A 12,210-nucleotide genomic window follows, 5' to 3' on the forward strand; every position below is an offset into this window, starting at 1 on the left:
AACTCGATGCCGAACCGTCTGCGCACTTCCCTCCGGCAGGCCATCCGTAATGGCCATTTAGCGCGCGATTATCCTGTAGCGCGCGTGACAACGCATCACCTGTGACAAAGTTTTTATCGCCTTGGTACGTAATGACTACAGGGATGCTGGAACCAATGGCTTTATCAGGTATCGAGCAGGAAGGTCACCGGGCCGTCATTGACCAGATGCACTTGCATGTCCGCACCAAAACGGCCCGCAGCCACCTGCGGATGAGCGGCATGGGCCTGTTTCAGAAGATAGTCGAACATTTCCTTGCCGAGCGATGGCGGTGCCGCTTTTGAAAAGCTCGGGCGCATACCGCTACGGGTGTCGGCTGCCAGGGTGAATTGCGACACCAGCAACAAGCCACCCTCTACATCACGCAAAGACAGGTTCATCTTGCCGTCGGCATCGCTGAACACCCGGTAGTTAAGCAGCTTGTGCAGCAACTTATCGGCACTGGCTGGCGTGTCTTGAGGCTCGACGCCTACCAACACCAGCAATCCCTGGTCGATGGCACCGACCACTTCACCATCCACTTCGACACGCGCGCCACGCACGCGCTGCAACAAGCCTTTCATGCCACTTCCTTTTTCATGCCACTTCCTTTTTCATGCCGCTTCCTGGTTCACGCTTCTTCGGGCGACAGGTCGAGCAGGTTTTCGGCGATTTGTGCAGCGGCACGCACCAGCGCGTCGGCGATGCCGGTTTCGGCGGCCGAGTGGCCGGCGTCGCGGATGATCTGCAACTCGCTGCCCGGCCAGGCCTGATGCAGGTCCCAGGCGTTGTCCAGCGGGCAGATCACGTCATAGCGGCCATGCACGATGATGGCCGGCAGGTGCGCGATCTTGTGCATGTCACGCAGCAGCTGGTTGTCTTCCAGGAAGGCATTGTTGACGAAGTAATGGGTTTCGATGCAGGCAATCGACAAGGCGCGTTGCGGTTCGCAGAAGCGGTCGACCACTTGCGGGTTGGGACGCAGCGTTGCGGTGCGGCCTTCCCAGCCCGACCAGGCCTTGGCGGCATGCATCTGGGCGATCTGGTCGGGACCGGTCAGGCGCCGATGGTAGGCGGCCAGCAGGTTGTCGCGTTCCTCGACCGGGATCGGCGCCAGGAAATCCTGCCAGTAATCGGGGAACAGACGGCTTGCGCCGCACTGGTAGAACCATTGAATCTCTTGCGGACGGCACAAGAACACACCCCGCAGGATCAGCGCGTGTACTCGGTCGGGATGAGCCTGGGCGTAGGCCAGCGCCAGGGTCGAGCCCCACGAGCCGCCGAACAACACCCATTTGTCGATGCCCAGGTGCTCGCGGATGCGCTCCAAGTCTTCGATCAGGTGCCAGGTGGTGTTGTTTTCAAGGCTGGCATGCGGGGTCGAACGACCACAGCCACGCTGGTCGAAGGTCACGATACGGTACAGGTTGGGGTCGAAATAGCAGCGGCTTTGAGCATCGCAGCCCGCGCCCGGTCCGCCATGAATGAACACTACCGGCAAGCCGTCCGGCGAGCCGCTTTCGTCCACGTAGAGCACATGCGGAGCTTCTACGGCCAGATCGTGCCGGGCATAAGGTTTGATCTGCGGGTACAAAGTCTGCATAGGTGCTCCATGGTCCGTTTCGTGGGCGTGTTCGGCAAAGCCATTGCCGGCATCATAAACCCGAAATCATTAATCAGCATGCTGTGCATCAAGCATCAGACTGGAACGATAGATGCAAGCACGCTGCCAGGCCAGAAGCTGCGAACCTGCACGGCTGCATCGGGTCAGAGCGTGTTGCGTGTCATGACTCATTGCGATTTTTTCAGGAAATTACCGGCGACACGCCTACAGTCTAAAGATCCTCTTTCCATTCGCCTGACTACTTGAGGTCGTACCGATGTCTCAGGAACCCCTTGTTCGTGACGCTGAAGTGGCTGCATTTCGCGCCGCTGTCCTTGCCAAACTCACTTATGCGGTGGGCAAGGACCCTGACCATGCATTCGAGCATGACTGGTTCGAGGCCGTTGCCCTGGCCGCCCGCGACCACATGGTCGAACACTGGATGGACCATACCCGGCAGATTTATCGTGAGGTAAAGAAACGGGTCTACTACCTGTCACTGGAATTTCTGATCGGCCGGCTGCTGTATGACAGCCTGAGCAACCTGGGCCTGCTGGAAATCGCCCGCGAGGCCATGACCGAGCTGGGCGTGGACATCGAGCGCATTCGCCTGCTCGAACCCGACGCAGCGCTGGGCAACGGCGGCCTGGGCCGTCTGGCGGCGTGCTTCATGGAAAGCATGTCGACCCTGGGCATCGCCGCTCACGGTTATGGCATTCGCTATGAACACGGCCTGTTCCGTCAGGCTGTCGTCGACGGCTGGCAGCAGGAGCAGACCGAAAACTGGCTGGACTTCGGCAACCCGTGGGAATTCGAGCGGCCTGAAGTGGTGTACCCGATCGGCTTTGGCGGCTATGTCGAAACCGTGCAGAACGAGGCCGGCGAAACCAGCCAGATCTGGCGTCCGGGCGAAACCGTACGCGCCATCGCCTACGACACCCCGGTGGTCGGCTGGCGCGGTGCCAGCGTCAACACCCTGCGCCTGTGGCGCGCCCGGGCCGTTGGCGACCTGCATCTGGAACGCTTCAATGCCGGTGACCATTTTGGTGCAGTGGCCGAGGTCGTGCGCGCCGAGAGTATTTCTCGCGTGCTGTACCCCAACGACGCCACCGAGGCCGGCCAGGAACTGCGCCTGCGTCAGGAGTATTTCTTCGTCTCGGCGTCCCTTCAGGACCTGCTGCGTCGCCACCTGAACATGCACGCGACCCTGACCGACCTGGCCGAGCACGCGGCCATCCAGATGAACGACACGCACCCCTCGATCGCGGTGGCCGAGCTGATGCGCCTGCTGATCGACACCCATGGCATCGCCTGGGACCAGGCCTGGAAAATCACCGTCGGCACCCTGGCCTACACCAACCACACCTTGCTGCCCGAGGCGCTGGAAACCTGGTCGGTAGGCCTGATGGAACGCATGCTGCCGCGCCACATGCAGATCATCTACCTGATCAATGCCCAGCACATCGACACCTTGCGCGCCAAGGGCATCCACGATTTCGAGGTGCTGCGCGCCGTCTCCCTGATCGAGGAAGACAACGGCCGCCGCGTGCGCATGGGTAACCTGGCGTTCCTCGGCTCGCACAGCGTCAATGGCGTGTCGGCCCTGCACACGCAACTGATGCGCAAGACCGTGTTTGCCGAGTTGCACAAGCTGTACCCGGAGCGCATCAACAACAAAACCAACGGCATCACCTTCCGCCGCTGGCTGTTCCAGTCCAACCCCAAACTGACCAAGATGCTGGTCGAGAGCCTGGGCGAAGACATTCTGGACAACCATGAAACCCGCCTGATCGAGCTGGAGCCCTTTGCCGAGAAAAGCTCGTTCCGCAAACAGTTCGCCGACCAGCGCCTGCACAGCAAGCGTGCCCTGGCAGCGATCATTCAGGAACGTCTGGGCATCGTGGTCAACCCGGCGGCGATGTTCGATGTGCAGGTCAAGCGGATCCACGAGTACAAGCGCCAGTTGCTCAACCTGTTCCACACCGTGGCGCTGTACCAGGCGATTCGCGCCGAGCCCGGCACCGACTGGGTACCGCGGGTGAAGATCTTTGCCGGCAAGGCGGCGGCCAGCTATCACTCGGCCAAGCTGATCATCAAGCTGACCAACGACATCGCCCGCACCGTCAACAACGACCCGACCGTGCGCGGCCTGCTCAAGGTGGTGTTCCTGCCCAACTACAACGTCAGCCTGGCGGAAAGCATCATTCCGGCGGCCGACCTGTCCGAGCAGATTTCCACTGCCGGCCTTGAGGCCTCGGGCACCAGCAACATGAAGTTCGGCCTTAATGGCGCGCTGACCATCGGCACGCTGGACGGCGCCAACGTCGAAATGAGCGAGCAGATCGGGCTGGAGCACATGTTCATCTTCGGCATGAGCGCGCAACAGGTCGAAGCGCGCAAACGCGCCGGCGACTTCAGCGCCAATGCCGATGTGGCCGCCTCCGGGCGCCTGAACGATGTGCTGCAGGCGATTCGTGGCGGGGTGTTCTCGCCGGACGATCCGAACCGTTATGTGGGGCTGATCGACCAGTTGCTGGCCTATGACCGCTTCCTGGTGTGCGCCGACTTCGACTCGTACTGGGACGCCCAGGCCAAGGTCGAGGAAACCTGGCACGACTCCAAGAAATGGTGGCGCTCGGCCGTACTCAACACCGCACGCATGGGCTGGTTCTCGTCTGACCGGACCATCCGCGAATACGCCGGTGAAATCTGGAAAGCGCTGGATTAAGAGGCTGAAAATTCCATAACCCTCCCGCGCGACGATCTCCTCGTCGCGCGGTCCAACCCCCGTTACACTCCCCTCTCTAATTACCGCCTGCTCGAAAAGGATGTCGTCACGTGCCCTGGTTAGTTCTGTTACCTGCAGTGCTTCTGCTGGGTTATGCCGTGCTCAGTAATGACTTCACTGCAATCATTACCGCACTCGTCGGCTGGTTGACCTGGCAGGCGGTGCAATTGAGGACGCAGGCGCGCAAAGCCGAGCAACAGGCCGACCGATTAAGCGCCACGCAGCAGACGGTCGAGGCCTTGCAAAAGCGCCTGGCACAACTGGAGTCGGTCACTCAGAGCACTACCACCAAAAATCCCGCAACGTCTGCGCCGGCAACACCGGCCAAGGCACCCCCCAAGGTCACCTTCTACCAGCCCGCCACCGAGGCCGAACTGACCTGGACCCTGCCAGCCGCACCCTCTGCTGCCACACCGCCACCGGCTGCGAAACCCGCGCCGGCACCGACGCCACAGGCGGCGCCAGCACCTGCGCCAACGCCTGCGCAAAAGCCCTCGCCACCCGCACCGAACATCGTCGACCAGGCTGTCGCCTCGGCGCGCGACTGGCTGCTGGGCGGCAATACGGTGCTGCGCGTCGGCCTGGTGTTGCTGTTTCTCGGCCTGGCATTTTTGCTGCGCTATGCCACCGAAGGCATGGTCGTACCGATCGAAGCCCGCTACACCGGCGTAGCCGCAGCCGCCCTGGCGCTGTTGGGGCTGGGCTGGTGGCTGCGCGGGCGTAATCCGGGTTTTGCCCTGATGGTGCAAGGGGCCGGCATCGGCGTGCTGTACCTGACCGTGTTTGCTGCCATGAAACTGCACCCGTTGCTCGACCCGACGCTGGGCTTCGGCTTGCTGGTTGCCATCATGGCCTGCTCGGCCATTCTGGCCGTGACCCAGGACTCGCTGGCGCTGGCCTGCGCGGCAACGCTGGGCGGTTTTGCCGCGCCGCTGCTGGCCTCGACCGGGCAAGGCAGTCATGTCGCGTTGTTCAGTTATTTCGCCCTGCTCAATGCCGGTATTTTCGCCATCGCCTGGTTCAAGGCCTGGCGCCTGCTGAACCTGATCGGCTTTGTCGGCACCTTCGGCATCGGCTTCGCCTGGGGCCTGAAAAGCTACACCTCCGCACTGTTCTGGAGCACCGAACCCTTCCTGGTGCTGTTCTTCCTGATGTACCTGGCCATCGGCCTGTTGTTTGCCCGGCGCAAACTGCAGGAGGCCGACAGCGCGCCTGCCGACAACAGCCATGCAGCGCTGCTGCGCTGGACCGCCAGACAAGGCGATTACGTCGACGGCAGCCTGCTGTTCGGCACACCGCTGGTGGGTTTTGGCCTGCAATATGCGCTGGTCGAACACATGGAGTTTGGCGCGGCGTTCAGCGCCCTGGCCCTGGGCCTGCTGTACATGGGCATTGCCCGCCTGCTGGTCAGCCGGGTCAGTGAACGTGCCACGCTGCTGGTCGAGGCCTGCCTGGCACTGGGCGTGGTGTTTGCCTCGCTAGCGATTCCGCTGGGCCTGGATGCGCGCTGGACCACCAGCGCGTGGGCCATCGAAGGGGCGGCGATCTTCTGGCTCGGCCTGCGCCAGCAACGCCTCCTGGCGCGGGGCTTTGGCCTGTTTCTGCAAGCGGCCGCCGGGCTGGTGTTCCTTGAGACCCTGAACAGCGGCTATTCGCCCTGGCAGCTCGATGGCGACTTCTGGACGCCGATGATCCTGGCGCTGGCCGGGCTGGTCAGCGCCTGGTGCTGCCAGCGCTGGCCGGAATCGCTGCGCAACAACCCGCAACTGCTCGGCCACCTGCTGCTGGCCTGGAGTGGTTTCTGGTGGGCGCTGTCGCTGAGCCTGGCGGTGCTGCGCTTCGCGTCGCCTGACTGGCAACTGACCTGGCTGTTGCTCGCGGCGGCCCTCAGCGTGGCGCTGTGGAGTGTGCTTGCCCTGCGCCTGCGCTGGCCGGCAATGGCCTTGCTGTGCTGCACACTGATGCCGGCCAGCGCCCTGTTGCTGCTCGGCGCGCTGGACAGCGATTATCACCCCTTTGCCCATGGCGGCTGGCTGGCCTGGCTGCTGGTGGCCGCCGTACACCTGTTGAGCCTGCGCCGCCTGGCCCCGAGCCTGCCGGCGCACATTGTGGATGGCGTGCATGTACTGGGCTGCTGGGTGCTGCTCGGGGTACTGGCGACAGAGTTGCGCTTTGCCCTGCTGCACCTGGCCGAACAGCGCAATGCCTGGCGCTGGCTGGGCTGGGCACTGCTGCCGAGTCTGTATCTGTGGGCGATGGCGGCGCGGCGCGAATGGCCGTGGCCGGTGGCCACGCACCCGCGCGCGTATCGACTGTGGGCGGCGGCGCCCTTGGCGGCATTGATGCTGGCCTGGTTCTGGCTGGCCAACATCGTCAGCGACGGCAGCGCCGAACCGTTGCCGTATATACCCCTGCTCAACCCGCTGGAGCTCGGCCTGTTGCTGGCGCTGGGCGGCACCTTGCTGTGGTTGCAGCGTTATTTGCCGCAGCTTGGCGCCAGCCCGGTACAAGCCCGTCAGGCCGTGTGGCTGGTGGCCGGCGCCTCGCTGTTTGCCCTGCTGACCGCGATGGTCATGCGCAGCGTTCATCACTGGAGCGGCGTGGCGTGGAATACCGGCGCGCTGCTGGACTCGATGACGGTTCAGGCCAGCCTTTCCATCGCCTGGACCCTGATGGCCCTGGCGCTGATGGTCGGCGGGCATCTCAAGGCAAGGCGCGAGGTGTGGCTGGCGGGTGCGGCGCTGATCGGCGTGGTGGTGGTCAAACTGTTCTTCGTCGAACTGAGCGACCGGGGCTCCATGGCGCGGATTGTTTCGTTCATAGGTGTTGGCATATTGCTATTGGTAGTGGGATATTTCGCACCACTACCGCCGAAATCTTCTGTCATACAATTGGGCGAAGAGCCGGGCCCAGCCAAATCGTGAGGAATCGTTCTTGAGTCGTCCGCTGATCATGAAAATTGCCGTACTGGGCCTGGCCTGGACGGCGATGATTGCCCATGCCCAGGACAAACCGGCCGACTTCGCCAGCCAGACGCCGCTGACCCTCAGCGGCGAAGGCCCGTGGTACCGCCTCGAATTACCGCTGGCGGTGCAGCTCAACGCTCGCCAGCCGGACCTTGCCGACCTGCGGGTATTCAATGCTCAAGGCCAGGCCATGGCCTATGCCTTTGCCCGCGAGCCCGCGCAGGTCGAGGCCGAAGCCGAGCCGGTCGCGGTCAAGTGGTTCCCGCTGTACAGCGCCGCCGACAGTGATGAAAGCGCACCGGGCATTCGTATCCAGCGCTCCAGCAACGGCACGGTGATCGAGGTCCAGCCGCAAGTGGCCATCGAAGCCGGTGAAGAAGTGCTGCGCGGCTGGCTGCTCGATGCCAGCGCGGTCCAGGCGCCGCTGGAACAGCTGCTGATCGACTGGAGCACCGAGCGCGACGGCTTTCAGCAATTCACCATCGAGGCCAGCGACGATTTGCAGACCTGGCAGCCCTGGGGCGAAGGCCATGTGGCGCGCCTGTCGTTCGCCGATGAGGTTGTCGAGCAGCGCGAAGTCGGACTGCCGGGCCTGAACGCACGCTATTTGCGCCTGCTCTGGCACTCGCCGCAAGGTGCGCCGACCCTCACCGCCGCCCATGTATTCAGCGCCCGCCCGGACAGCCCGGCGCTGCCGTTGACCTGGTCGGGCCAGGTGGGCGGCAACGTCGAACAACCCGGCCAGTATGTCTGGCAACTGCCGGCCAGCCTGCCGTTGCAGCGCGTGGTCATCGACATCAATGAACCTAACAGTCTGGCGCCCGGCATCCTTTATGGCCGGCTCGATGCAACACAGCCCTGGCAGATGATCGGCAGCAGCCTGCTGTATCGCCTGCCGCAAAATGGCGAAGAAGTGGTGCAGGACCAGATTCAACTGGCCGGCCAGGTGGTGCGTCAGTTGAAGCTGGAAATCGACGAACGCGGCGGCGGCCTTGGCGAAAAAGCCCCTAAATTGCGCTTTGCCGTGCAGGCCACCCAGGTCGTTTTCCTGGCCAAGGACAAAGGCCCGTTCGTACTGGCCGTGGGCAACACGACCGCCAGGGCGGCCAACCTGCCGCTGAGCACGCTGATTCCCGACCTCAATCCACAGACCCTGGCCACCTTGAGCAAGGCCCAGCCCATGGCACCGCCGACCACCAACCTGGCGACGCCGCTGCCAATGAGCGAGCCACCTGTGGACTACAAGCGTCTGGGCCTGTGGGCAATACTGATTCTGGGCGCGGTACTGCTGGCCTGGATGGCCTGGAGTACCTTACGCGCCTCGCGCCCGCGATCGTGATACACGGCGCCATCATCCGGCCCTTTTGCAGCTACGCTGAGCCGGTGCCTGAACTCAAATGGGCCATGCCCAGTCTGACAAGGCAGTATTCACCGGCGACTCGCGCTAAACTGCGCGGGTTTTCCCCTCCCCCCTTTCGGAGCTATCCATGTCCCGCGTTACCCTGAGTCGCTATCTGATTGAGCAGACCCGCAGCAACAACACTCCTGCCGATCTGCGTTTCCTGATCGAAGTAGTGGCCCGTGCGTGCAAGGAAATCAGCCACGCGGTATCCAAAGGCGCCCTTGGCGGCGTGCTGGGCAGTGAAGGCACCGAGAACGTGCAGGGCGAAGTACAGAAGAAGCTCGACGTGATTTCCAACGAAATCCTGCTCGAAGCCAACGAATGGGGCGGTCACCTGGCCGGCATGGCGTCCGAAGAAATGGACAATGCCTACCAGATCCCGGGCAAATACCCTAAAGGCGCCTACCTGCTGGTATTCGACCCACTGGACGGTTCGTCGAACATCGACGTCAACGTGTCAGTCGGCACCATCTTCTCGGTTCTGCGTTGCCCGAACGAGTACCTGAGCCAGAACGAAAGCCTCAACGAAAAAGCCTTCCTGCAGCCAGGCACCGAGCAGGTGGCTGCCGGTTACGCGATCTACGGCCCGCAAACGATGCTGATCCTGACCCTGGGTGATGGCGTCAAAGGCTTCACTCTGGACCGTGAAATGGGCAGCTTCGTGCTGACCCACGAAAACATCAGCATTCCGGAGACCACCCAGGAATTTGCCATCAACATGTCCAACCAGCGTCACTGGGAAGCCCCGGTCAAGCGCTACGTGGACGAACTGCTGGCCGGTGAAGAAGGCCCGCTGAAGAAGAACTACAACATGCGCTGGATCGCCTCGATGGTTGCCGATGTACACCGCATCCTGACCCGTGGCGGCCTGTTCATGTACCCGCGCGATGCCCGCGAGCCATCCAAGCCGGGCAAACTGCGCCTGATGTACGAAGCCAACCCGATGTCGTTCCTGGTCGAGCAGGCGGGCGGTGCGTCGACCAACGGTCGCGAGCGCATTCTGGACCTGAAACCGCAAGGCCTGCACGAGCGCGTGGCCGTCTTCCTCGGCTCCAAAGAGGAAGTCGAGCGCGTCACCGGCTACCACAAGGACTGAATCATGAGCGCGCCCTGGGATCCGCTGCTGCTCTGGTGGTTCGGCCCGGCCGAATCGCCTGCCGAGGCGGCCAGGGCCAAGGGCGCGCTGTGGTTTGGCAAGCGTGAAGCCAATGACACCGAGGCGCGCGAGCGCTTCGGTGTGCTGGTGCAAAACGCATTGGCGGGCGGCCTGCAGGACTGTGCCACGCACCCTCAAGGCTGGCTTGGGCTGATTCTGCTGCTCGACCAGTTGCCGCGCATGATCCACCGCGACACCGCACAGGCTTATGCCGGAGATGCCCGTGCGCAAACGCTGCTGCGCGAAGGCCTGCACACCGGGCTGGACCTGCAACTGACACCCCTGCAACGCACATTCGTGTACCTGGTGCTGGAACACAGCGAAGACCTGGACGACCAGAATCGGGCCATCGCCTGTTTTGCCGGCCTCGTGCAGCTGCTGCCCGACAGCGAGCGCGCCTACTTCCGGCAAAGCCTGGATTACGCCGAACGCCACCAGCGCATCATTGCCCGTTTCGGGCGCTTTCCACATCGCAATGCCCTTCTGGGCCGCGCCTCTACGCCAGAAGAAACCGAGTTTCTCAAGACGCCTGGCTCAGGCTTCTAGACGGCAGAGCTGCTGTAGGAGAAATCCTTTTCTGCGGTGGGAACCAGATCGACTTTTACGCCTCCAAGCTCTCGGTACAGCCTCATCAGGCTGCGCCGCGTCATCCCTTCAGGAGCTTGACCCCATGTTTTTGCGTTACGTAGCGTTGCTGGCATCGCTTGTGCTGTTGGGCGCGTGCAACAAGATCAACCAGGAAAACTATTCGAAACTGTCGGCCGGCATGCCTAAAGGGCAGGTCGATGAATTACTCGGCAGCCCGACCGAATGCTCAGGCGCCCTTGGCATTTCAAGCTGTACGTGGGGCAACGAACAAACCTTCATCAGCGTGCAATACGCGGGCGACAAGGTGGTGATGTTCTCCGGGCAAGGCCTGAAATAAGCATGGCGATCCGACTGCTGAATTTTGCCCTTGTAGTGCTGGCAAGCTTTCTGGTCATCGGCTTCGCTCAGTCAGCCGAAAATCTCGACCCCAAGACCGCAGGCCAGATCGACCTGAAACGCTATCAGGGCACCTGGTACGAACTGGCGCGTCTGCCGCTGTACTTTCAGCGCGATTGCGCCCAGTCAGAAGCTCATTACGCGCTGAAGGACGACGGCAATGTCGCGGTGACCAACCGCTGCCGCACGCTGGACGGCGAGTGGCAAGAAGCCAAAGGTACCGCGTCCCCGCAAGTGCCGGGCAAGACCGACAAGCTGTGGGTGGTGTTCGACAACTGGTTCACCAGCCTGCTGCCCTGGGTCGCCAAGGGCGATTACTGGGTGCTGCACGTCGACGAGCACTACAAGACCGCACTGGTCGGCAACCCGAATCGCAAATATCTGTGGCTGCTGTCGCGCACCCCGACCGTGCCGGAATGGCTCAAGCAGGAAATGCTCAGCAACGCCCGCCAGCAAGGCTACGACACCAGCCGCCTGATCTGGCGTACGCCGGACTCGAAAATTGCCCGTTGATAACAATCCCGATCGGCTGAGGATTGACGCAGGCCTGTGGAAAACAACGCTGCTAGCGATAAATGGCAACTGCTTGTTATTGCCTTAAAACGGTCGTGCCTGTATCGCGGCCGTTGCCGTCGTGTCGCTTATTAGCCATGCGGCTGTTGCCGGACAGCGTGCATCGACAAGCGCATGGGCTTTCGCAAGGTCATCTGCAAGATTACGGACGAATATCGGCTCGTGGTGCGCTATCCGATTACGAAGCAACCGAATGGCCTTTAAATCGGCCGCTAACTGAAGTCGATGTGTCGGCACAGCTAGAGAAGATGCGAGGTTTGGCAGCACCGTAAACAAGTGAGGACTCCAGATCCGATTGTCATGCCGGCTGGTAAACATGCTTTCCCAGAATGCAAACTTGAGTTCTACGACAACCCTGTCAGTGGTTTGGGCTCGACTGCGTGTCAGGTTTAAATCCTGTCGTTGCGAATACCCTTTTCCCGGGTTTGGCAGACTCACCTCAAAGCCACGGATCCAGGGCCATCGCGGGCCGTGCACTATTTCAAGCGCTTCAGCTACAGCATTGCGAATAGCAATCTCGCAGAGATGAAGGGGGGCGAGCATTGCGCCGGCAACCCTGGCATTCCAGGCGTACAACGTAACTGCATCTCCAGCCTGGTAGCCCGCACGCTGCGCGGCCTGGGTATAGGTTTCAAACCGCGGGGTAGAAAGCAGGCGCCGAAGGACGGCCTCTGGCAGAGAGCTATTGATTGACGTCACGACTGCTTGTCCTTAGAGTGC

General features: G+C 62.2%; 11 protein-coding genes. 8 read left to right on the forward strand and 3 right to left on the reverse strand.

Annotated elements, in window-relative coordinates:
• Nucleotides 1-164: 164 nt before the first annotated feature.
• Both dtd and pip read right to left on the reverse strand, forming a co-directional pair.
• The gene (gene dtd / locus ACYAS9_RS28850; protein WP_463571910.1) at nt 165-602 is read right to left on the reverse strand and encodes a D-aminoacyl-tRNA deacylase; all 438 of its coding nucleotides are present in this window, start codon (nt 600-602) and stop codon (nt 165-167) included.
• 47 nt (nt 603-649) lie between these two features.
• The gene (pip, locus tag ACYAS9_RS28855; RefSeq protein WP_463571911.1) at nt 650-1,621 is read right to left on the reverse strand and encodes a prolyl aminopeptidase; all 972 of its coding nucleotides are present in this window, start codon (nt 1,619-1,621) and stop codon (nt 650-652) included.
• 9 nt (nt 1,622-1,630) lie between these two features.
• Here pip and ACYAS9_RS28860 point away from each other — a divergent pair, with 9 nt between their 5' ends.
• The 8 genes from ACYAS9_RS28860 to ACYAS9_RS28895 all read left to right on the forward strand — a co-directional run bounded on the left by ACYAS9_RS28860 (nt 1,631) and on the right by ACYAS9_RS28895 (nt 11,430).
• On the forward strand, nt 1,631-1,888 hold the full coding sequence (locus ACYAS9_RS28860; protein ID WP_463571912.1) for a hypothetical protein: 258 nt from the start codon (nt 1,631-1,633) through the stop codon (nt 1,886-1,888).
• 10 nt (nt 1,889-1,898) lie between these two features.
• Nucleotides 1,899-4,349: a glycogen/starch/alpha-glucan phosphorylase gene (locus tag ACYAS9_RS28865; RefSeq protein ID WP_463571913.1), complete on the forward strand. Its 2,451-nt coding sequence runs from the start codon at nt 1,899-1,901 to the stop codon at nt 4,347-4,349.
• Between the two features lie 110 nt (nt 4,350-4,459).
• A complete protein-coding gene (locus tag ACYAS9_RS28870) occupies nt 4,460-7,333 on the forward strand; it encodes a DUF2339 domain-containing protein (RefSeq protein ID WP_463571914.1) in 2,874 nt (957 codons plus the stop codon).
• A 28-nt stretch (nt 7,334-7,361) separates the two neighbouring features.
• The gene (locus ACYAS9_RS28875) at nt 7,362-8,714 is read left to right on the forward strand and encodes a DUF3999 domain-containing protein (RefSeq protein WP_463571956.1); all 1,353 of its coding nucleotides are present in this window, start codon (nt 7,362-7,364) and stop codon (nt 8,712-8,714) included.
• 148 nt (nt 8,715-8,862) lie between these two features.
• Nucleotides 8,863-9,873 (forward strand): class 1 fructose-bisphosphatase, encoded by a 1,011-nt coding sequence (locus ACYAS9_RS28880; protein WP_463571915.1) that lies wholly within the window; start codon nt 8,863-8,865, stop codon nt 9,871-9,873.
• 3 nt (nt 9,874-9,876) lie between these two features.
• Nucleotides 9,877-10,479 carry a DUF924 family protein gene (locus ACYAS9_RS28885; protein ID WP_463571916.1) on the forward strand — a complete coding sequence of 201 codons (603 nt, stop codon included), beginning with the start codon at nt 9,877-9,879 and terminating at the stop codon, nt 10,477-10,479.
• A 124-nt stretch (nt 10,480-10,603) separates the two neighbouring features.
• Nucleotides 10,604-10,858, forward strand: a complete 255-nt coding sequence (gene bamE, locus ACYAS9_RS28890) for an outer membrane protein assembly factor BamE domain-containing protein (protein ID WP_463571917.1) — start codon at nt 10,604-10,606, stop codon at nt 10,856-10,858.
• Nucleotides 10,859-10,860: 2 nt separating this feature from the next.
• Nucleotides 10,861-11,430 carry a lipocalin family protein gene (locus ACYAS9_RS28895; protein ID WP_463571918.1) on the forward strand — a complete coding sequence of 190 codons (570 nt, stop codon included), beginning with the start codon at nt 10,861-10,863 and terminating at the stop codon, nt 11,428-11,430.
• Between the two features lie 84 nt (nt 11,431-11,514).
• On the opposite strand, the gene ACYAS9_RS28900 is transcribed toward ACYAS9_RS28895, so the two are convergent.
• Nucleotides 11,515-12,189, reverse strand: a complete 675-nt coding sequence (locus ACYAS9_RS28900; RefSeq protein ID WP_463571919.1) for a hypothetical protein — start codon at nt 12,187-12,189, stop codon at nt 11,515-11,517.
• Nucleotides 12,190-12,210: the final 21 nt, after the last annotated feature.

This window comes from Pseudomonas sp. HP_08 (assembly GCF_055284095.1).

Excerpts from the sequence above, each read along its gene's own strand:
- ACYAS9_RS28885 (WP_463571916.1), top strand. The coding sequence starts at position 9,877 with ATGAGCGCGCCCTGGGATCCGCTGCTGCTCTGGTGGTTCGGCCCGGCC.
- dtd (WP_463571910.1), bottom strand. The coding sequence starts at position 602 with ATGAAAGGCTTGTTGCAGCGCGTGCGTGGCGCGCGTGTCGAAGTGGAT.
- ACYAS9_RS28875 (WP_463571956.1), top strand. The coding sequence starts at position 7,362 with ATGAAAATTGCCGTACTGGGCCTGGCCTGGACGGCGATGATTGCCCAT.
- ACYAS9_RS28865 (WP_463571913.1), top strand. The coding sequence starts at position 1,899 with ATGTCTCAGGAACCCCTTGTTCGTGACGCTGAAGTGGCTGCATTTCGC.
- bamE (WP_463571917.1), top strand. The coding sequence starts at position 10,604 with ATGTTTTTGCGTTACGTAGCGTTGCTGGCATCGCTTGTGCTGTTGGGC.
- ACYAS9_RS28880 (WP_463571915.1), top strand. The coding sequence starts at position 8,863 with ATGTCCCGCGTTACCCTGAGTCGCTATCTGATTGAGCAGACCCGCAGC.
- ACYAS9_RS28860 (WP_463571912.1), top strand. The coding sequence starts at position 1,631 with ATGGTCCGTTTCGTGGGCGTGTTCGGCAAAGCCATTGCCGGCATCATA.
- ACYAS9_RS28895 (WP_463571918.1), top strand. The coding sequence starts at position 10,861 with ATGGCGATCCGACTGCTGAATTTTGCCCTTGTAGTGCTGGCAAGCTTT.
- pip (WP_463571911.1), bottom strand. The coding sequence starts at position 1,621 with ATGCAGACTTTGTACCCGCAGATCAAACCTTATGCCCGGCACGATCTG.